The 20,391-nt window shown below is 45.6% G+C and carries 13 protein-coding genes, 9 tRNA genes and 3 rRNA genes; 3 read left to right on the plus strand and 22 right to left on the minus strand.

The features are described 5' to 3' along the window. Positions 1–33 precede the first annotated feature (33 nt). Together ACXAFV_RS00675 and ACXAFV_RS00680 are read right to left on the minus strand one after the other, a co-directional pair. The gene (locus ACXAFV_RS00675; RefSeq protein ID WP_475126030.1) at positions 34–732 is read right to left on the minus strand and encodes a YqcI/YcgG family protein; all 699 of its coding nucleotides are present in this window, start codon (positions 730–732) and stop codon (positions 34–36) included. Between the two features lie 155 nt (positions 733–887). Next, a complete protein-coding gene (locus tag ACXAFV_RS00680; RefSeq protein WP_475123835.1) occupies positions 888–3,083 on the minus strand; it encodes an FUSC family protein in 2,196 nt (731 codons plus the stop codon). A 230-nt stretch (positions 3,084–3,313) separates the two neighbouring features. On the opposite strand from ACXAFV_RS00680, the gene ACXAFV_RS00685 reads away from it, so the two are divergent. After that, complete coding sequence (locus ACXAFV_RS00685) at positions 3,314–3,592, plus strand: DUF1292 domain-containing protein (protein ID WP_475123837.1); 279 nt, start codon at positions 3,314–3,316, stop codon at positions 3,590–3,592. A gap of 53 nt (positions 3,593–3,645) precedes the next feature. Here the strand turns inward: ACXAFV_RS00685 and glmS are convergent, their stop codons facing one another. The 6 genes from glmS to sigW form a co-directional block, all read right to left on the minus strand. Then, entirely contained in the window at positions 3,646–5,448 is a 1,803-nt protein-coding gene (gene glmS / locus ACXAFV_RS00690; RefSeq protein ID WP_475123838.1) for a glutamine--fructose-6-phosphate transaminase (isomerizing), read from the minus strand. Between the two features lie 515 nt (positions 5,449–5,963). Then, positions 5,964–7,313, minus strand: a complete 1,350-nt coding sequence (gene glmM, locus ACXAFV_RS00695; RefSeq protein WP_475123840.1) for a phosphoglucosamine mutase — start codon at positions 7,311–7,313, stop codon at positions 5,964–5,966. Positions 7,314–7,338: 25 nt separating this feature from the next. Further along, the gene (locus tag ACXAFV_RS00700) at positions 7,339–8,577 is read right to left on the minus strand and encodes a CdaR family protein (RefSeq protein WP_475123841.1); all 1,239 of its coding nucleotides are present in this window, start codon (positions 8,575–8,577) and stop codon (positions 7,339–7,341) included. After that, on the minus strand, positions 8,570–9,406 hold the full coding sequence (cdaA, locus tag ACXAFV_RS00705) for a diadenylate cyclase CdaA (RefSeq protein ID WP_475123843.1): 837 nt from the start codon (positions 9,404–9,406) through the stop codon (positions 8,570–8,572). Before cdaA ends, ACXAFV_RS00700 begins: the two co-directional genes overlap by 8 nt. Positions 9,407–9,651: 245 nt before the next feature. Further along, entirely contained in the window at positions 9,652–10,299 is a 648-nt protein-coding gene (locus ACXAFV_RS00710) for a zf-HC2 domain-containing protein (protein WP_475123844.1), read from the minus strand. 15 nt (positions 10,300–10,314) lie between these two features. Continuing rightward, entirely contained in the window at positions 10,315–10,878 is a 564-nt protein-coding gene (gene sigW / locus ACXAFV_RS00715) for an RNA polymerase sigma factor SigW (protein ID WP_175986398.1), read from the minus strand. A gap of 169 nt (positions 10,879–11,047) precedes the next feature. Between sigW and ACXAFV_RS00720 the strand changes: the two genes are divergently transcribed. Next, the gene (locus ACXAFV_RS00720; protein ID WP_446244981.1) at positions 11,048–11,212 is read left to right on the plus strand and encodes a Spo0E family sporulation regulatory protein-aspartic acid phosphatase; all 165 of its coding nucleotides are present in this window, start codon (positions 11,048–11,050) and stop codon (positions 11,210–11,212) included. Between the two features lie 181 nt (positions 11,213–11,393). Here ACXAFV_RS00720 and rocF read toward each other — a convergent pair whose 3' ends face one another. The 14 genes from rocF to ACXAFV_RS00790 form a co-directional block, all read right to left on the minus strand. Further along, a complete protein-coding gene (gene rocF / locus ACXAFV_RS00725) occupies positions 11,394–12,296 on the minus strand; it encodes an arginase (protein WP_475123845.1) in 903 nt (300 codons plus the stop codon). A 537-nt stretch (positions 12,297–12,833) separates the two neighbouring features. Continuing rightward, positions 12,834–12,909, minus strand: a tRNA-Ala gene (locus ACXAFV_RS00730). A 53-nt stretch (positions 12,910–12,962) separates the two neighbouring features. Next, positions 12,963–13,035: transfer RNA gene (locus ACXAFV_RS00735), tRNA-Lys, on the minus strand. Positions 13,036–13,039: 4 nt separating this feature from the next. Continuing rightward, positions 13,040–13,114: transfer RNA gene (locus ACXAFV_RS00740), tRNA-Gln, on the minus strand. A 59-nt stretch (positions 13,115–13,173) separates the two neighbouring features. Beyond that, positions 13,174–13,257, minus strand: a tRNA-Tyr gene (locus ACXAFV_RS00745). A 14-nt stretch (positions 13,258–13,271) separates the two neighbouring features. Continuing rightward, a tRNA-Thr gene (locus ACXAFV_RS00750) sits at positions 13,272–13,347 on the minus strand. 177 nt (positions 13,348–13,524) lie between these two features. Continuing rightward, positions 13,525–13,600, minus strand: a tRNA-Val gene (locus tag ACXAFV_RS00755). A 39-nt stretch (positions 13,601–13,639) separates the two neighbouring features. Then, positions 13,640–13,714 (minus strand) — tRNA-Glu (locus ACXAFV_RS00760). 21 nt (positions 13,715–13,735) lie between these two features. Further along, positions 13,736–13,808 (minus strand) — tRNA-Thr (locus ACXAFV_RS00765). A 2-nt stretch (positions 13,809–13,810) separates the two neighbouring features. Then, a tRNA-Asn gene (locus ACXAFV_RS00770) sits at positions 13,811–13,885 on the minus strand. 9 nt (positions 13,886–13,894) lie between these two features. After that, positions 13,895–14,011, minus strand: a 5S ribosomal RNA gene (gene rrf / locus ACXAFV_RS00775). A gap of 153 nt (positions 14,012–14,164) precedes the next feature. Continuing rightward, positions 14,165–17,100 (minus strand): 23S ribosomal RNA (locus tag ACXAFV_RS00780). A 207-nt stretch (positions 17,101–17,307) separates the two neighbouring features. Next, a 16S ribosomal RNA gene (locus ACXAFV_RS00785) occupies positions 17,308–18,859 on the minus strand. The 16S, 23S and 5S rRNA genes sit together here with 9 tRNA genes alongside, the layout of an rRNA operon. A gap of 372 nt (positions 18,860–19,231) precedes the next feature. Beyond that, positions 19,232–19,462: a hypothetical protein gene (locus ACXAFV_RS00790; protein ID WP_475123846.1), complete on the minus strand. Its 231-nt coding sequence runs from the start codon at positions 19,460–19,462 to the stop codon at positions 19,232–19,234. A gap of 138 nt (positions 19,463–19,600) precedes the next feature. Here ACXAFV_RS00790 and pdaB point away from each other — a divergent pair, with 138 nt between their 5' ends. Then, positions 19,601–20,350 (plus strand): polysaccharide deacetylase family sporulation protein PdaB, encoded by a 750-nt coding sequence (pdaB, locus tag ACXAFV_RS00795; protein ID WP_475123847.1) that lies wholly within the window; start codon positions 19,601–19,603, stop codon positions 20,348–20,350. Positions 20,351–20,391: the final 41 nt, after the last annotated feature.

Below are 20,391 nucleotides of genomic sequence, written 5' to 3' on the forward strand. Positions count from 1 at the left end.
GACCCTTTTTCAAAGAGGGGCTGACACTTTTTATTAACCTTTATGATGAAACGGACATTTCCCTTCAATAGGTTCAATATCGTCCCCAATGAAGTACTGCTTCCACTCCCGGTGTTCGGGATCTCCGTAGTGGCTGATATTAGGGTGCTTCGGAAGGCCATCCCATTTCTCCACCCGTTCCCGTACTTTTTCACGGGACATGATGCCGCCTTTGGACGTGCCTTCGAGCCCTTCGAATATTCTTCTCGGCTGAAAGCCCAATACTAGGCTGTTTCCTAGGTCACGGGTTTTCCGCTGCTTATAGGCGGGCGTATTACCGAAAACGAAATACGGTTCTTCAGCAAATGAAAATGCCCATAAGTGGTGGTCGGGATCTTTTGGATAATCCGCCGGCCATGGTTTGTCATCCTTCTCATGCAGGAATTGAAGGATGTTCCAGAAATAGTCGCGGTAATAAGGAATCTCCTTCTCTTCTTTCTCCGGTTCTACAAAAAGAAAGAACCCATGACGTATGAGACGCTCTCCTTCAGGAATATTGAATAACTGGTTGAATTCCTGAAGGGTCTGAGGAAGATGCTCCCAATTGTCATGACTTATATATGAGTAGCAAAGTTCCCCTTTTTTCTCACCGGTCATGCCAAAATAACAAGGGAACGTTTTGTCCGTTACGACTTCATGAAAATGTTGATATTCCTCAATGACCCACTGCGGAACGAGCTCCGGATTTGTCATATCTTCTTTCGTGAATAAATAACTTCTTTTGTCTGACACAACTGCCACCTCACTATTTTTACAGATGGTAGTTTGTACCCTTGGGGAGGCTGCTTGAAACAATTATGGAATAGATTCTTTGTAAAGATCATGAACGAAAAAAGGAGAAAACAGTATTAGCCGTTTTCTCCTTTCGCTTCTATTACCTCTGCCCCGACTTCCTTGCCGATTGCAAGAATCGACTGGTTGATCCGCCAGATATAATAGAGATGGTGAATGATGTCCAGTTGAGAGTGCAGCCTGCTTGGCGCAATTTTCTCTACTTCTGCACGTTCCTCATTCAGGCTCCATAAATGAGCTTTGCTCTCTGTTCCTTTCATCAGCGCGCGCAGAGACTCAATATTGTGAGTAAGCTTATCTTCTGTTTCTTCTAACACTGCAAATAAATGTTCCGTTACCTCAGGATCGGCTTTTCTATTGGATGAAGCCAGCAGATGCTTCGCATAGTAGTTGATCGCAGTGGTTACCGTGATCCACCTTCCGATTCCTGACCGGGTTAGTGCACCGGGTCTTTGAAGAATGGATGCTGCTTCGTCCTTCACTGCCTGAAGTTTCTGATCGAGATCAAATGCCTGATTGGTAAGCTGAACGTTCTCTGTTTTCATAAAGCTGTTCAAATACGCAGATACATATCCTTCAAGCTCGAGAAAGAACTCATCGAGCGCGTCCCCAACCTTATCCTTGGTTCTCTTCGGCAGCACAAGGGCAGACACACTCAATGCGATCACCGCCCCAGCAATCGTATCCAGGACTCTTGCTCCCATCAATTCCATGCTGATCCCGCCCAACAACAAATCATACATAAACGCGATCAGCATCGTGATGAATAAACTCATCATCGTGTACGAAACGGTAAAAAAATAGAGGGCCATGAATAAGACTAAAAAGAGCAGGAATACTTCAAGCTCGGATTGGCCTGATACCAGCTTTGCCGCACCGAATCCGATGATGGCACCGATAACCGTCCCGACAGATCGCTGGAATCCTTTCATATACGTCCTGCCCACTGACTCCGTACCGATTTGTATGATAAAAGTTGTCAGCAGAACCCAATAAGGCTGAGTCGGTGAAATGATTTCGCCGACTATGATAGCCAGCGTCCCTGCAACCAGCGCCTGAATCCCTTTTCTCGTCTGCGGCTTCAAGGCTCGATTTTTTGAAGGCTCACCTTCCTTCGCTTCTGGTTCATCCTCAGCCGCTCCATCTGATGGCATCATATACTTTCCAGGCTTTTTAAGTGACTCCTGGATGGTCACGGCCGCTTCCAGCACGTGATTTGCAATTGATTCAATCCTTCTTAAGAGATACACCCCTTTAGGCTTTTCTTCTTGATTAAGAAATTCAGTCAGCAGCAGCCGAAGTCCCTGAATGGCTTTTTCCGCTTCCTCCAAGTAATGTGGATCATAATTATGAGCGAGTACTTCCGCGTCCCGGAGTGAACGGATAACCCAAACCAATAAACGCCTCACTTCTGCTGATTCCAGTGCATCCAATTCTTTAAGACGCTTAAGCGAATCCGTCAAGGTTTGGACAAGCATCTCCGTATCGAACACATATAACCGTAACTGAGATGATTCAATGCCAGGCCAAAGCTTTTTCAAATCTTCATCATTTATCTCTGAAGATACGATCCTCGCATAATCATTTAAACGATTCACGTTACGATAAAGAAGCTTTTTCCTCTTCTCGCTGCTATCTGGATCTTCAATCATTTTTATTAGGATCGTAAATGTCACATTTGATTGAATATGGAAAGAACGCATGCTTCTGCGCAGAACATGAACAGAACCCTTAAACAAGACAAAACTGTAAAAGTAAACGTATAGAACCCCGATGATGATTCCAATATAAAACCACAGGAGATGTGCGGCATTCAATTGCAAAATGAACGACATATAGATGGCCAAAAACCCTGCCATCCCCATCGAAAAATACCGGATCTGAAACCGTGAAAAATAAAAGGCTGAGAAGATAACCAGCACCATCAGCCCATTCACCAGCAGACTATAATGCGCCAATAAAGAACCGACCGTTATTCCGAAAGCGACCGACACCCCAATCAGAACGGTCGTCACTTTCTTCTTCGCTTCGGTGTCATCCATCACGATCATGACCCCAAGCATGCCAACGAGCCCCGCCACAATTGCAGGGGTAATCGCCTGATAATCCCATAGTTTGAGGAGAAGAAGCATCGTAAACACAGCAGATATCAAACTGATCGTCGCCTTCCCTGCCTGCTGAAACCTCTTCCTTCCCGGATCTGAGGCCAAGAACCTCCCTAACCATACATGTTGTCTATGTAAATGCTTCATTTCATCATCATACCTCTACCCTTGACCTAATTTCTTATATCGTACCCTTCTCAATAAAAAAGTAACCTGGACTGTCGAAACAGCAGGTTACTTTTTGTGTCGGTGCAACATAAGGAACGATTTCCATTATGTTATTTTTACGATTATACGGGTTTTGGGGTGGGTGGTAAAGGAATGTGCTTATAACTCCTGTGTTATTGAGCAATTATAAGATTATATGGAGGTGTGTAATGGAGAGACACTCAAGAGATCCTATCACGGTAACAGATGAAAACGGTCATGAAATGCATTTAACAGTAGAGGCCTTATTTGATATGTACGATGAAACATATGCCCTCTTAAAAACCCGGGATGAAAACCAGGATATGCTGGTGATGCGCGTTGAAAATGAAGGCAGTGAACAGTATCTGGAAAGCATTGAGGACCCTAACACAATAGAGAATATCCTTGATGCCTATGAAATTGCAGTGGATGCACATCCGGCCGATCAAGATTCATTTGAGCATTAAAAAACCCCTTACCGCTGATGTCAGCGGTAAGGGGTTTTGATCTTTTCTTATTCTTACTCAACCGTAACCGATTTAGCAAGGTTACGCGGCTTATCTACATCACAATCGCGGTGCAGAGCAGCGTAGTAAGAAATCAATTGTAACGGAATGACAGAGATAAGAGGTGTTAACATTGGGTTAACCTCTGGGATGACGAAGCGGTCTTCTTCGTCTTCTAAGCCTTTCATGGAGATGATGCAAGGGTTAGCTCCGCGAGCCACTACCTCTTTCACATTTCCACGGATGCTTAAGTTTACAGCTTCCTGCGTTGCAAGAGCGACAACCGGTGTTCCTTCTTCAATAAGGGCGATTGTACCGTGCTTAAGCTCTCCTCCGGCAAATCCTTCTGCCTGGATGTAAGAGATTTCTTTAAGCTTCAGTGAACCTTCAAGCCCCACATAGAAGTCAAGGGAGCGTCCGATGAAGAAGCAGTTGCGTGTTGTTGAAAGATATTCGCGTGCGATTTCCTCGAATTCTTCCTTCGTATCACATAGAGCTTCCATAGCAGTCGCTACGATTCCAAGCTCCTGGATCAAGTCAAAGTCCTGAACCGTTCCACAAGATTGCCCAGTTACGTGAGCAAGGATTGCCAACACCGCTAATTGAGCTGTGTAAGCTTTTGTGGAAGCTACTGCGATTTCAGGTCCTGCGTGAAGAAGAAGTGTGTAATCCGCTTCTCGGGATAGAGTAGATCCTGCCACGTTTGTAATCGTAAGCGCTTTGTGGCCCATCTCTTTAACTTGAACAAGGACGGCACGGCTGTCAGCCGTTTCACCGCTTTGAGAAATAAAGATGAATAATGGCTTCTCGGATAGAAGCGGCATATTATAGTTGAACTCACTTGCAACATGGACTTCCACAGGGATTCCTGCGCTCTTCTCGATGAATTGCTTTCCTACAAGTCCAGCGTGGTAGCTTGTTCCTGCAGCGATGATGTAAATGCGGTCCGCATCTTTCATTGCGCCGACGATCGGCTCATCGATGTGAAGCTCGTTGTTCTCGTTTTGGTATGCTTGAATGATTTTACGCATCACCAATGGCTGCTCATCGATTTCTTTCAGCATGTAATGAGGGTATGTTCCTTTTTCGATGTCACTTGCATCAATTTCAGCTGTGTAAGGAGCACGTTCCATTACTTCTCCGATCAGGTTTTGGATTTCAACCTTCTCTTTTGTCACGATGACCATTTCTTTATCCATCAGTTCAACGAATTGATCCGTTACTTGGATCATCGCCATTGCATCACTTGCCACAACGTTGAAGCCTTCACCAAGACCAACAAGCAGCGGGCTCTTGTTTTTACCGACAAAGATCGTTTCATCGTTTTCAGCATCCAATAGCGCGATTGCATAAGACCCTTTAAGCAGCATCAATGTTTGACGGAACGCTTCTTCTACAGCGTTTCCTTCTTCAACAAGCTTTTCGATCAATTGAACGATTACTTCTGTGTCCGTTTCACTTTTGAACTCAACATCAGTCAGATATTGACGTTTAAGCTGTGAGTAGTTTTCGATTACTCCGTTATGAACGATCGTAAAACGGCCTGAAGTACTTTGATGAGGGTGAGCATTCACTTGGCTTGGTACACCGTGTGTCGCCCAGCGGGTGTGCCCGATCCCTGTGTTGCTTGCTACGTTCTCATCAACGATTCCGCGAAGGTCTGCGATACGGCCTTTTTCCTTGAATACGTGAATTCCATCCGCATTTTGAACGGCAATACCGGCAGAATCATAACCGCGGTACTCAAGCTTCTCAAGACCTTTTAATAAAATTTCCTTTGTATCAGAATTTCCAATATATCCTACGATACCACACATAATTAAATATCCTCCCTGAATGGAAAAGGGGGCAAGATATCTTTTGGGGACAGCCTGCCCCCTTATCTCAATTGTCATTAGTTTTAGTAAGTCGCTGTTTATCTTCCCTTTGTGCATCAAGTTGCCTCGATGTTTTAAGAAAGAATCTATCGGCTCTGCGACTTTATGGAACCGGGAGGCATCCGCCGAACACTCGATTGAACCTCCACCTCGTCAACTGAACGGCTCGTTCCCGTTCAGTCCTGGCGCTTTTAATAAGTTTTTTTAAACAATCCACCTTTCCATACCTGAATCAAATCTTCTGTTTCCAAATTATTTGAAAATCAAAAACAAAATCATCATACACCAGCAGGAACTCTTGCGTCAATAAAAATATGAACACCGGAAGCAGTTGTCACCACATTGTTATCTTCCCGCAATAAACTGTTCATAAACACGTGAGTATAAAGAAAATAAACTCACATTATTAAATATGCATAAGGAGTACGTTTTGTACCCCTTATGCATAAAAACGGTTATTCGTTTAATCCCATTTCTTCTTTTACAACTTGAGCAATCTCATCGACGTATTGTGCACATAATTCTTCGGTAGGAGCTTCAGCCATCACGCGTACAAGAGGCTCGGTACCGGATGGGCGGACAAGGATACGGCCGTTTCCGTTCATTTCCTCTTCCACTTTACCGATGACGCTTTTGACCTTTTCATTATCGGTTACATGATGCTTGTCTGTCACCCGGACATTCACAAGCTTCTGAGGGAACTTCTGCATTTCCCCTGCAAGCTCTGATAACGATTTGCCTGTCACCTTCATGATATTCACAAGCTGAATACCTGTTAGGAGGCCGTCCCCCGTCGTATTGTAATCAAGGAAAATGATATGTCCTGACTGCTCACCGCCGAGATTATAGCCATTTGTTTTCATTTCTTCTACTACATAGCGGTCACCGACTGCTGTCTGGATGCTTTGGATTCCATGCTCTTCAAGGCCTTTGTGGAAGCCAAGGTTACTCATCACGGTCGACACCACTGTGGACTGTTTCAATCTGCCTTCAGACTTCAAATATTTACCGCAGATATACATGATTTGATCGCCGTCTACAATGTTTCCGTGCTCATCAACGGCAATGATGCGGTCCCCGTCACCATCAAATGCAAGTCCGACATCTGCTCCTTTTTCTTTCACCATTTCGGCAAGTGCTTCAGGATGTGTAGAGCCGACTCCTTCATTGATATTCAATCCATCTGGAGAAGCCCCCATCGTGGAGATATCTGCATCCAAATCAGCAAATAAGTGGGTCGCCAATGACGAAGTGGCACCGTGAGCGCAGTCCAATGCAATATGTAAACCATCGAAATCTTCGTCTACAGTCTGCTTTAAGTATTGAAGATACTTCTGTCCGCCTTCGAAATAATCACTTACCTGGCCCAAATCCGCTCCGATTGGACGAGGAAGGCTGTCTTCTGTTTGATCTAACAGCTCTTCGATTTCATGCTCTTGACCGTCCGACAACTTAAAGCCGTCCGGACCGAAGAATTTAATTCCGTTATCCCCCACGGGGTTATGAGAAGCAGAAATCATTACTCCCGCCTGAGCTCCCAGCGCTTTCGTCAAATAGGATACTCCCGGAGTTGAGATGACACCAAGACGCATAACTTCCGCTCCGATTGAGAGCAGGCCGGCAACCAATGCCCCTTCAAGCATATGCCCTGAAATACGGGTATCTCTTCCAATCAGGATTTTAGGACGTGTCGCATCCTTTGTCAGAACATAACCGCCGAATCGGCCAAGTTTAAATGCCAATTCCGGTGTTAATTCCGTATTTGCTACACCTCTTACACCATCTGTTCCAAAATACTTACCCATTGTCATTCTCTCCTTTTCACAGCTCTTATGCTGAAGTGTTCTTTTCTTTAATCTGTATCTTCACTGTATCTTGAGATAGTTTCCAATCAACATTTTCAGGACCTTCGGCATCAATCTCCACTTCATGCTCGCCGGGTTCGAGACCCGTCAGATCCAGCGCTAAGTTAAAATCTTCTTTTGTTATTTTTTCAACTGCTCCATTTTCGCCCTCTAACGTGGCATCAACGGCACCGTTTTCAGGGGTGAGTATGGTAACTTCGTACTCATCCCCCAACCCCTCTGGTGTCAATTCAAGTCCCGATATTTTCTTCTCGGACTTTGTGTTTACGTCAATATTGACCTTTACTTCCTCTGGGGCTACTTTGTTTAAGCCATCTTTCAAGGCAAGCGGCACGGAGATTGTTGTGTCTTTCGTGATTTTACTTAAATCGACTTCAGCTGTAAGCTCTTTGATTGTATCCAATACTTCCTGTCTGCCGAACACATTGGCTGTTTCGGGTTCAACTGATATGGACTCGAGGGTCGTCCCTTCCGGTAAGGAACCTGTTTCCTTAACTGTGATCGGAACTTCCTTGCTCGGGTTCACCACCGATACGGTGACATCTACATATTCAGGCTCGATCTGGACATTAAGTTTGTTGTATTCCCGGTCCAGTACCTGGACTTTCGCTTCTCTTGTGACATTTTCACTTATTTCACCCTCTATATCAAGGGTTGCTTTTACATAGGCAATCTGGTCGATCTGATCCTTCGCCCCTGTAACCTTGACCGTTTTCGGATTCACAGATAAACCTTCCGCTTCATATCCATTCGATAGAAGACCTGAATTGAATTCCGGTTCTATCGTAAATTCTTCGGTCACTTTCTCCTGTACGGTTACCGTTACAAACTCAGGATTGATCTTCACTTTTAATTTATCCGATATATTATCGATTTCCACAGGAACCTGATGTTCACCGATCCCTACATCATTCAAATCGACATATACTTGAAAATCTTTTAATGTTTTGGTCGGCTGAACGATCGCCTTCGGACCATCGACCGTCAAATTCACAGTTTCAGGAAGTCCCGAGACAACAAGATTCTCGGAATCATAAAAAACTTCGAGCGGCACATTTTGAATGGTATCAAATGACGTTTGGGGATTACTGCTATTGTTCGCAGTCTTCTGGATGTCATCAAAGTTCACTGATAAGTAAAGGATGAATGCCAGAAGCAATCCAACCACACGCATAAACCACCGGGATTCCATGAATTTATCCATTTTCTTTCTTCCCCCTCCAGCTCCATTTTGATGAGGAAGCATTTGTCTTATCTCCTATAAGCTCCACTGTCAGGATTTCCTTGAAGCGCTCCAATGACAGATCGCGATGCAGCTCTCCGTTCTTCGTGATGGAGATTGCTCCCGTTTCTTCTGATACGACAACTGTGATACTATCCGTCACTTCACTGACACCAAGGGCTGCTCTGTGCCTCGTACCAAGCTCCTTGGAAATAAATGGACTTTCCGACAGAGGCAGATAGCAGGCTGCAGCAGCAATTTGGCGTTTCTGGATAATCACCGCTCCATCGTGAAGCGGAGTATTCGGGATAAAAATATTGATGAGCAATTGAGATGTGATCTTGGCATCAATTGCGATACCTGTTTCTATGTAGTCACTCATCCCAGTCTCCCTTTCAATCGAAAGGAGAGCACCGATACGACGTTTGGCCATATAACTGACCGCCTTCGTCATGGACTCGATCATCTGTTCCTGTTCTTCTTCCTCCTGCAAACCGGTCCTTGAGAATAAATGTCCCCTTCCCAGCTGCTCAAGTGCACGGCGAAGTTCAGGCTGGAAAATGATGATGATCGCGAGGAAACCCCATGTGAGCGCCTGCTCCATCATCCATCCCAGCGTATCCAAACCAAAGATACTACTGAGCCCTCTGACGATGATAATGACAAAGATACCTTTTAATAATTGAACTGCCTTGGTACCCTTTATGAGCATGATTAATTTATAAATAACAAACCATACCACAAGAATGTCTACGATATCCGAGACATAATCCAGGGCAGAGTAATCTGAAAATAGATCGATAAACGGCATATTACATCCTCCAATAGCTTAATCGAAAGCGTAAGCCGCCATGTGGCTTCTTTTTTCGTAACTAATTTATTATAGCACATTCTCATTCTGTTACAGGAAAGAACCCCATGGCTCTATATATATTAATAATTACCAATAATACATTTATTCTTTATTAAAGTATTCCGCAAAAAAACTGACATGAAACCTTACATGTCAGTCTGTCAGGGACGAACATGTAACGCCTTCATCCCTTTTATCATATCTTACTTTTCATCAAGTTGCGAATTTCCCCATTCAACTAAATCTTTCGCCCCGGTTTTGACCTGGTACCAAAGCCATTCGAATGCCGCATCGATTTCTTTGATTTCTCCTGTAACCGTACCGGCAGAAGCAAGGTATTGCTTTCCGTTAATGATATTTCCGTTAATAACGGTCACGTCCCCTGTCACTTTTCCTTCTATTTTCACATCGCCGTTCCGCACGGTCAAATCCCCATTAACCACCTTGCCTTCAGGAACCACGACCGTGTGATCCTCTACGACCAGCGCATCATTTTTGGTGAATGAGAAATCCTGATGGTCATTCCATGAGGAAAACACGCTTCCTGTCATAAAAAAGATGAATAGAGCAGCCGCTGTCAGCAGCGGATGATGGCGGAACCATCTCTCTACGCCCACCTTTTTCTTTTCTTTCGGTAATCTGTCCATCACCTTATTTGTAAAGTCATCCGGCGCACTGATATGGGAAGTGCTTTGCACAAACGCAATCGCTTTTTTCAGCTCATGAAAGTGATGCTGGCACTCCTCACATTGCTGCAGATGATGTTTTAATTTCTGTTCATTCTCATTTGTAATGTCGCCGTCTAAATAGTCGTGCATATAGTCGATCAATTCTTCAGGACAAGTTTTCATTTCCACTCACCCTCTCTATAAAGATTTTAATTGTTTACGAAGAGCTTCCCGCCCTCTATGTACCCTTGTTTTGACAGTACCCAAGGGCATATCCAGTATTTCACTGATTTCCTGCAGCGGCAGTTCTTCGATATATTTTAACACGATAACCGATCGATACTTCTCCGGCAGCTTGGAAATTTCCTTCTGTATCGTTTCCTGAAGTTCCATGTTCTCCACTTCATCTTCAGGCATCTGTACATCGGCGGCAACCTGTGAATACATCGTCAATCCTTCCGTACCTGCCACCTCGGCATCCAAATAATAGTCCGGCTTCTTCTTCCGTATCCGGTCTATACATAGATTTGTAGCAATCCGAAACAGCCACGTTGAGAACTTCCGTTTCTGATTAAAGGTTTCAATGTTCACATAAGCCCTGATAAACGCTTCCTGTGCTATATCTTCTGCTTCATGCCGGTTGCCGAGCATTCGATAACAAATCTGAAACACTTTATCTTTATAAAGCTCCACCAATTCAGCAAAAGCACTTTGATCGCCTTTTAATACTTGTTTTATCCGTTTTTTCACTAATGCTTCCATCTCAGCTATACCCCCGCTCTATGCGGCTATATTTATATACGTTTCACCCTCTAAAAAGGTTTCAATTTTTTTCATAATATTATCCTAACAAATTTTTGAATAAAAATGTTTACATTTTATAGAAAAGGGGTATAAAAGGACTAATATTTAATGTACAGGGGGATTCACCATGAGTGGAAGGTTAAATAATGAGCTGCTTTACCAAATTGAAGACTGCCGGCGTCAAATGGTAGAACTCGCAAAAGAGTCATCATACGCTGATGAAAAGGTCGTCCATTTAAGCACTCGACTGGATAATCTGTTAAACAAATATCAACTAGTCAAACAAAATTGAAAGAAGATATAAAAAGGCTGAAAACCTGTTAAAGGTTTTCAGCCTTACTTGTTTTTTATAGCATCCTACAAAGAGTGAATCTTTTTTAATCTTTTTGAAGGACATAAAAATTTGTGTGTTCCTGGATTTTTTGTGTGTGCCTCCATTATGGTAGCTGCCTATAGGAGCAGCCTCCGATATGTTATAGCAGTTTTTCTCCGAATAAGGATCCCATCAGCGCAACGGCTACAGTTGCAGTCTTATTTTTTTCATCAAGGATCGGGTTGACCTCTACAAATTCCGCAGATGTAATGATTTTAGCTTCTTCAAGCATTTCCATGGCTAAATGACTTTCACGGTAGCTGATTCCTCCAAGAACCGGCGTACCCACTCCAGGTGCGTCACTAGGATCCAGACCATCCAAATCAAGGGACAGATGAACACCATCTGTTTTATCCTTCAAGTATCCAATCGCATCCTCCATTACCTTCGTCATACCCATGCGGTCAATTTCGTGCATCGTGTATACCTTGATGCCTCTTTCCTTAATAAGCTCTCTTTCTCCTTCATCTAATGAACGGGCCCCGATGATCACGATATTCTCAGGTTTGATTTTCGGCGTATTCCCACCGATGCTTGTCAGGTCTTCATGACCGATACCTAAGCTTACCGCAAGTGGCATACCATGAATGTTGCCTGATGGGGAAGTTTCACCTGTATTTAAATCTCCATGCGCATCATACCAGATGACTCCGAGATTTTCATAGTGTTTAGAAACACCTGCCAACGTCCCGATGGCAATGCTGTGATCTCCTCCGAAAATCAATGGGAAGTCACCGCTAGTAATAACTTCATCAACTGTAGATGCAAGCTTACTGCTGGCTTCAGCAACCGCTTTCAAATTTCTCAAATTCGTATCCGGGTTATTATGTACACGTTCTGCCTGTCCAATTTCAATATCTCCAAGGTCTTTCATTTCATAACCCAGGTTTTCAAGTCGTTCCACCACTCCTGCATAACGGATGGCACTTGGGCCCATATCGACTCCGCGTCTCATCTGTCCTAAATCCATAGGTACCCCGATAATTGATATGTTTTTGTTCATAGTCATGATTCCTCCTATACCCATTTGTCTATCTCTTCCTCTATTGTAGCCTTTTAGTGAGCGATGACTCAACTGGACAGGATTGTGTATATATATGCGGTTGGGCGTGGGTTGGGGATGGGATTGGTGTAAGATTATGAGGGATTTGGCTGGGGAATGGTCATTAAAAGTTGGATTAGGGTTTGGGGTAGGGATGGGGGTGGGGATTTTTCGACAAGTGGCGCAATTATCGGGATTCCGGCGCAATTATTTCGAGAGTTGCGCAATTATCAGGATTCCAGCGCAATTAATTAAAATGCGGTGCAATTATCCACCATATCGGCTCAATTAAAAGTCGGAGGCAGCTTGCAACTAATAATCACCATATATTTTTCTGAAATCGGATAAAATAAAGGCCGCTATCCTCCATCAACATACAAAAATTCTTATCATGCCAGTGGTTTTGTAAATAATTTTTATATTTTTCTTCTTCCATATACCAGCACATAAAAAAACCTCAACTCTTTAAAAGAGTTGAGGTTCTTAATGTCGTATGTATGGTGGAGCCTAGCGGGATCGAACCGCTGACCTCCTGCGTGCAAAGCAGGCGCTCTCCCAGCTGAGCTAAGGCCCCGTTTTAGATATAGAAATTCCTCACACCCATGGATAGGATGTGAGAAATAGTGATGAGCCATGAAGGACTCGAACCTTCGACCCTCTGATTAAAAGTCAGATGCTCTACCAACTGAGCTAATGGCTCATAATGGCTGGGCTAGCTGGATTCGAACCAACGCATGTCGCAGTCAAAGTGCGATGCCTTACCGCTTGGCTATAGCCCAATATTATGACATAAAAAAGGGACATTACTAATATGTCCATTTCAGATTGAAATATACAATGGTGGAGGGGGGCAGATTCGAACTGCCGAACCCGAAGGAGCGGATTTACAGTCCGCCGCGTTTAGCCACTTCGCTACCCCTCCAGAATGAGAGAAAATGGTGCCGGCAAGAGGACTTGAACCCCCAACCTACTGATTACAAGTCAGTTGCTCTACCAGTTGAGCTACACCGGCGTGTTAAGTTGTTTATGCTTGTCCTATTTAAGGACGTTGTTTCCTTCGCTCTTAGTAAAGGAAGGAAAGATCTTTTGCTCCGCTGTCGCTTCGCAAAAATTAAGGACGCTTATTTTACTCCGCTTACGCTTCGTAAAGGAAAGATCTTTTGCTCCGCTGTCGCTTCGCAAAAATCTATGGTGGAGGATGACGGGATCGAACCGCCGACCCTCTGCTTGTAAGGCAGATGCTCTCCCAGCTGAGCTAATCCTCCAATATGTATGGTAAGTTCATTTCGCTTGCGCGAAAAAAATGGTGACCCATACGGGATTCGAACCCGTGTTACCGCCGTGAAAGGGCGGTGTCTTAACCGCTTGACCAATGGGCCAGTCTATCTTTAAAAAATAAAAGCTTCCAACCGGGCTCGAACCGGTGACCTCTTCCTTACCATGGAAGCACTCTACCTGCTGAGCTATGGAAGCAATGGCTCCGCAGGCAAGATTCGAACTTGCGACCGATCGGTTAACAGCCGATAGCTCTACCACTGAGCTACTGCGGAATGATTTTAGCCTGGCGACGTCCTACTCTCACAGGGGGAGAGCCCCCAACTACCATCGGCGCTGAAGAGCTTAACTTCCGTGTTCGGCATGGGAACGGGTGTGACCTCTTCGCCATAGTCACCAGACAATATTGCTTACAATGACAAATATTATTATATAATATTTTCAATGAATTTCAAGGGTAAATTTTAAAAAATTTATTCCCTGAAAACTAGATAAAGGATTGATGTCAAGAAAGTCGAGTATCGACCAATGTGTTCATTTAAAAATGACTCTTTGTGGTTAAGTCCTCGATCGATTAGTATCAGTCAGCTCCACATGTCACCATGCTTCCACCTCTGACCTATCTACCTAGTCATCTTCTAGGGATCTTACTCACATAAAGTGATGGGAAATCTCATCTCGAGGGGGGCTTCATGCTTAGATGCTTTCAGCACTTATCCCTTCCGCACATAGCTACCCAGCGATGCCTTTGGCAAGACAACTGGTACACCAGCGGTGCGTCCATCCCGGTCCTCTCGTACTAAGGACAGCTCCTCTCAAATTTCCTGCGCCCACGACGGATAGGGACCGAACTGTCTCACGACGTTCTGAACCCAGCTCGCGTACCGCTTTAATGGGCGAACAGCCCAACCCTTGGGACCGACTACAGCCCCAGGATGCGATGAGCCGACATCGAGGTGCCAAACCTCCCCGTCGATGTGGACTCTTGGGGGAGATAAGCCTGTTATCCCCGGGGTAGCTTTTATCCGTTGAGCGATGGCCCTTCCATGCGGAACCACCGGATCACTAAGCCCGACTTTCGTCCCTGCTCGACTTGTAGGTCTCGCAGTCAAGCTCCCTTGTGCCTTTACACTCTGCGAATGATTTCCAACCATTCTGAGGGAACCTTTGGGCGCCTCCGTTACTCTTTAGGAGGCGACCGCCCCAGTCAAACTGCCCACCTGACACTGTCTCCCACCCCGATAAGGGGCGCGGGTTAGAATTTCAATACAGCCAGGGTAGTATCCCACCAACGCCTCCACCGAAGCTGGCGCTCCGGCTTCCAAGGCTCCTACCTATCCTGTACAAGCTGTACCAAAATTCAATATCAGGCTACAGTAAAGCTCCACGGGGTCTTTCCGTCCTGTCGCGGGTAACCTGCATCTTCACAGGTACTATAATTTCACCGAGTCTCTCGTTGAGACAGTGCCCAGATCGTTACGCCTTTCGTGCGGGTCGGAACTTACCCGACAAGGAATTTCGCTACCTTAGGACCGTTATAGTTACGGCCGCCGTTTACTGGGGCTTCGATTCGCACCTTCGCTTGCGCTAAGCACTCCTCTTAACCTTCCAGCACCGGGCAGGCGTCAGCCCCTATACTTCGCCTTACGGCTTCGCAGAGACCTGTGTTTTTGCTAAACAGTCGCCTGGGCCTATTCACTGCGGCTCTTCGAGGCTATGCACCTCAAAGAGCACCCCTTCTCCCGAAGTTACGGGGTCATTTTGCCGAGTTCCTTAACGAGAGTTCTCTCGCTCACCTTAGGATTCTCTCCTCGCCTACCTGTGTCGGTTTGCGGTACGGGCACCTTTTTCCTCGCTAGAGGCTTTTCTTGGCAGTGTGGAATCAGGAACTTCGCTACTATAATTCGCTCGCTATCACAGCTCAGCCTTCGCGATGATGGGATTTGCCTCATCATCAGCCTAACTGCTTAGACGCACATATCCAGCAGTGCGCTTACCCTATCCTCCTGCGTCCCCCCATTGCTCAAACGGAAAAGAGGTGGTACAGGAATATCAACCTGTTGTCCATCGTCTACGCCTATCGGCCTCGACTTAGGTCCCGACTAACCCTGAGCGGACGAGCCTTCCTCAGGAAACCTTAGGCATTCGGTGGATGGGATTCTCACCCATCTTTCGCTACTCATACCGGCATTCTCACTTCTAAGCACTCCACCAGTCCTTACGGTCTGACTTCACTGTCCTTAGAACGCTCTCCTACCACTGACACCTAGAGGTGTCAATCCACAGCTTCGGTGATACGTTTAGCCCCGGTACATTTTCGGCGCAGAGTCACTCGACCAGTGAGCTATTACGCACTCTTTAAATGGTGGCTGCTTCTAAGCCAACATCCTGGTTGTCTAAGCAACTCCACATCCTTTTCCACTTAACGTATACTTTGGGACCTTAGCTGGTGGTCTGGGCTGTTTCCCTTTCGACTACGGATCTTATCACTCGCAGTCTGACTCCCATGGATAAGTCTTTGGCATTCGGAGTTTGTCTGAATTCGGTAACCCGATGAGGGCCCCTAGTCCAAACAGTGCTCTACCTCCAAGACTCTTACACATGAGGCTAGCCCTAAAGCTATTTCGGAGAGAACCAGCTATCTCCAAGTTCGATTGGAATTTCTCCGCTACCCACACCTCATCCCCGCACTTTTCAACGTGCGTGGGTTCGGACCTCCATCCAGTGTTACCTGGACTTCATCCTGGACATGGGTAGATCACCTGGTTTCGGGTCTACGACCACATACTCATTCGCCCTATTCAGACTCGCTTTCGCTGCGGCTCCGTCTCATCGACTTAACCTTGCATGGGATCGTAACTCGCCGGTTCATTCTACAAAAGGCACGCCATCACCCGTTAACGGGCTCTGACTACTTGTAGGCACACGGTTTCAGGTTCTCTTTCACTCCCCTTCCGGGGTGCTTTTCACCTTTCCCTCACGGTACTGGTTCACTATCGGTCACTAGGTAGTATTTAGCCTTGGGAGATGGTCCTCCCAGCTTCCGACGGGATTTCACGTGTCCCGCCGTACTCAGGATCCACTCAAGAGGGAACGAAGTTTCAACTACAGGGTTGTTACCTTCTTTGACGAGCCTTTCCAGACTTCTTCGTCTACTCCGTTCCTTTGTAACTCCGTATAGAGTGTCCTACAACCCCAAGAGGCAAGCCTCTTGGTTTGGGCTACATCCCGTTTCGCTCGCCGCTACTCAGGGAATCGCATTTGCTTTCTCTTCCTCCAGGTACTTAGATGTTTCAGTTCCCTGGGTCTGCCTTCCATACTCTATGTATTCAAGTAAGGATACTGTTCCATTACGAACAGTGGGTTCCCCCATTCGGAAATCTCCGGATCAAAGCTCACTTACAGCTCCCCGAAGCATATCGGTGTTAGTCCCGTCCTTCATCGGCTCCTAGTGCCAAGGCATCCACCGTGCGCCCTTCATAACTTAACCGAATTGGTTGTTACATAAGGTTTAAAACCTAAAATGGCGATACTCGGTAATTTCTTGACTATCAATATATCTTTATCTAGTTTTCAAAGAACAAACTTAATGGTTGGTTCTTTTACTCCGCTTACGCTTCGTAAAAAACCTTGATGGTTGAACCATCAAAACTGAACAAAACTTCGACTGTCAAACGTTTCATAAAATATTCCTTAGAAAGGAGGTGATCCAGCCGCACCTTCCGATACGGCTACCTTGTTACGACTTCACCCCAATCATCTGTCCCACCTTAGGCGGCTGGCTCCAAAAGGTTACCTCACCGACTTCGGGTGTTACAAACTCTCGTGGTGTGACGGGCGGTGTGTACAAGGCCCGGGAACGTATTCACCGCGGCATGCTGATCCGCGATTACTAGCGATTCCAGCTTCATGCAGGCGAGTTGCAGCCTGCAATCCGAACTGAGAACGGTTTTATGGGATTGGCTAAACCTCGCGGTCTCGCTGCCCTTTGTACCGTCCATTGTAGCACGTGTGTAGCCCAGGTCATAAGGGGCATGATGATTTGACGTCATCCCCACCTTCCTCCGGTTTGTCACCGGCAGTCATCTTAGAGTGCCCAACTGAATGCTGGCAACTAAGATCAAGGGTTGCGCTCGTTGCGGGACTTAACCCAACATCTCACGACACGAGCTGACGACAACCATGCACCACCTGTCACTCTGTCCCCCGAAGGGGAAAGCCCTATCTCTAGGGTTGTCAGAGGATGTCAAGACCTGGTAAGGTTCTTCGCGTTGCTTCGAATTAAACCACATGCTCCACCGCTTGTGCGGGCCCCCGTCAATTCCTTTGAGTTTCAGTCTTGCGACCGTACTCCCCAGGCGGAGTGCTTAATGCGTTAGCTGCAGCACTAAAGGGCGGAAACCCTCTAACACTTAGCACTCATCGTTTACGGCGTGGACTACCAGGGTATCTAATCCTGTTTGCTCCCCACGCTTTCGCGCCTCAGTGTCAGTTACAGACCAGAAAGTCGCCTTCGCCACTGGTGTTCCTCCAAATATCTACGCATTTCACCGCTACACTTGGAATTCCACTTTCCTCTTCTGCACTCAAGTTCCCCAGTTTCCAATGACCCTCCACGGTTGAGCCGTGGGCTTTCACATCAGACTTAAGAAACCACCTGCGCGCGCTTTACGCCCAATAATTCCGGACAACGCTTGCCACCTACGTATTACCGCGGCTGCTGGCACGTAGTTAGCCGTGGCTTTCTGGTTAGGTACCGTCAAGGTGCCGCCCTATTCGAACGGCACTTGTTCTTCCCTAACAACAGAGTTTTACGATCCGAAAACCTTCTTCACTCACGCGGCGTTGCTCCGTCAGACTTTCGTCCATTGCGGAAGATTCCCTACTGCTGCCTCCCGTAGGAGTCTGGGCCGTGTCTCAGTCCCAGTGTGGCCGATCACCCTCTCAGGTCGGCTACGCATCGTCGCCTTGGTGAGCCGTTACCTCACCAACTAGCTAATGCGCCGCGGGTCCATCTGTAAGTGGTAGCTAAAAGCCACCTTTCAACAGTTCCTCATGCGAGGAACTGAGTTATCCGGTATTAGCCCCGGTTTCCCGGAGTTATCCCAGTCTTACAGGCAGGTTACCCACGTGTTACTCACCCGTCCGCCGCTGATCTCAGGGAGCAAGCTCCCTTTGATCCGCTCGACTTGCATGTATTAGGCACGCCGCCAGCGTTCGTCCTGAGCCAGGATCAAACTCTCCGATAAAAGTTTGAATAGCTCTTTTTTGTAACGATACTCGTTACGGTAAATCTAGAATTAACGTTGACGTATTGTCTTGTTTTGTTCAGTTTTCAAGGTTCAATTTGTTGATGCGCTCCGTTTGAAGCGACTTTATTAATTTATCACACAACATCGTGTGAAGTCAACTGTTTTTTTAAATTTATTATTCAGTGCGTTTTCGATTTATTCGATAGCGCAACAGCGACGATTAATAATATACCAAGTTTTTTTTACATGGTCAATACATTTTTAAAGATTTTTTTACAAAATGTTTAACTCATGGCATTTAAAAGCGGCTCTCTATGGATAAAGACTTTCGTACCGGGAAGCCTGTCCATTTAAAAGCCGCTGATGATCTTAATATTTTTCCTTTTTATCATTGCTTCTCTTCATATACTTGAGGCATTCTTTATGACTTGCAAATCTGCGGAATAGAGAAAACAATATTTTATATCGTTCATCCATAGCCCGCTTCACGATTTGATCAATCCGGGCATCTTTTAGGTCAAATAGGATTTCATCCATTTCTCTTTTCAACAGATATTCTAATTCTTGTCTTTCTCTGTCATCAATCATTAACCCCAGCAAGTAAGTCACCCCTTTATGTTGTTATTTGTAGTTTTTTCCATTCAAGGGATTTTATAATCATTTTTTTCTGAAGTTAGATATTTTTTCTGAGGACATGCATATCTTTTATAGAGATATACGTTACGGAGGGATTGTGTAATGAATATGTTCTACACCGTAAATGCGAAAAGAATGAAGCAGATCAGCTTAGTCATCGTCATCTCGTTCTTTACCGCTCTATTTGTCTACAGCAGTACGCTCTCTTCGGTTCCGGTTTTTGGAACGAAAGATGGACCCAAGGCCATTTATAAAGGGGAAAAAGGTGTTGCTTTAACCTTCAATATCGGGTGGGGAGATGAGAAAGCTAAACCGATTCTAGACGAATTAAAGAAATTGAACGTTCAGTCTGCCACTTTCTTCATTTCCGGTTCCTGGGCTGAGCGTCATCCTGATTTAGTCGAGCAAATTGTAAAGGACGGATATGAAATCGGGAATCTCGGCTATGCGTATTCAGACTACACCGATATGGAACCGAATAAAATCAGGCAGGATATCATGAAAGCTGATACAGTTTTTAAAAAGCTGAATGTGAAAGAAGTAAAATTGCTTCGTGTTCCGACCGGACACTTTAACAAAGAAACATTAAAGGTGGCAGATAGTCTCGGTCTGACGGTTGTTCACTGGAGCGTGGATTCGAAGGATTGGACTAACCCCGGGACAGGGGCGATCATCGAGAATGTAAAAGATGCCAAGAAAGGGGATATCATTCTTCTTCATGCTTCCGATTCTGCAAAGCAGACGAAAAACGCGCTGCCCGCCATCGTGAAGACCCTGAAAGGAAAAGGAAGCTTCGTCTCCGTGTCGGATATGATTTCAAACGGTGACGCGAAATCGAGTATAATTCAATAATCAAAAAAGCCCCGTGAGTGTACTCCACTCTCCCGGGGCTT

This window comes from Rossellomorea sp. ABR4_012, assembly GCF_056159545.1.

Bases quoted from the DNA above. Each gene is read 5' to 3' on its own strand.
- ACXAFV_RS00675 (WP_475126030.1), bottom strand. From the start codon at position 732: ATGACAAATCCGGAGCTCGTTCCGCAGTGGGTCATTGAGGAATATCAA.
- ACXAFV_RS00680 (WP_475123835.1), bottom strand. From the start codon at position 3,083: ATGAAGCATTTACATAGACAACATGTATGGTTAGGGAGGTTCTTGGCC.
- ACXAFV_RS00685 (WP_475123837.1), top strand. From the start codon at position 3,314: ATGGAGAGACACTCAAGAGATCCTATCACGGTAACAGATGAAAACGGT.
- glmS (WP_475123838.1), bottom strand. From the start codon at position 5,448: ATGTGTGGTATCGTAGGATATATTGGAAATTCTGATACAAAGGAAATT.
- glmM (WP_475123840.1), bottom strand. From the start codon at position 7,313: ATGGGTAAGTATTTTGGAACAGATGGTGTAAGAGGTGTAGCAAATACG.
- ACXAFV_RS00700 (WP_475123841.1), bottom strand. From the start codon at position 8,577: ATGGATAAATTCATGGAATCCCGGTGGTTTATGCGTGTGGTTGGATTG.
- cdaA (WP_475123843.1), bottom strand. From the start codon at position 9,406: ATGCCGTTTATCGATCTATTTTCAGATTACTCTGCCCTGGATTATGTC.
- ACXAFV_RS00710 (WP_475123844.1), bottom strand. From the start codon at position 10,299: ATGAAAACTTGTCCTGAAGAATTGATCGACTATATGCACGACTATTTA.
- sigW (WP_175986398.1), bottom strand. From the start codon at position 10,878: ATGGAAGCATTAGTGAAAAAACGGATAAAACAAGTATTAAAAGGCGAT.
- ACXAFV_RS00720 (WP_446244981.1), top strand. From the start codon at position 11,048: ATGAGTGGAAGGTTAAATAATGAGCTGCTTTACCAAATTGAAGACTGC.
- rocF (WP_475123845.1), bottom strand. From the start codon at position 12,296: ATGAACAAAAACATATCAATTATCGGGGTACCTATGGATTTAGGACAG.
- pdaB (WP_475123847.1), top strand. From the start codon at position 19,601: ATGAATATGTTCTACACCGTAAATGCGAAAAGAATGAAGCAGATCAGC.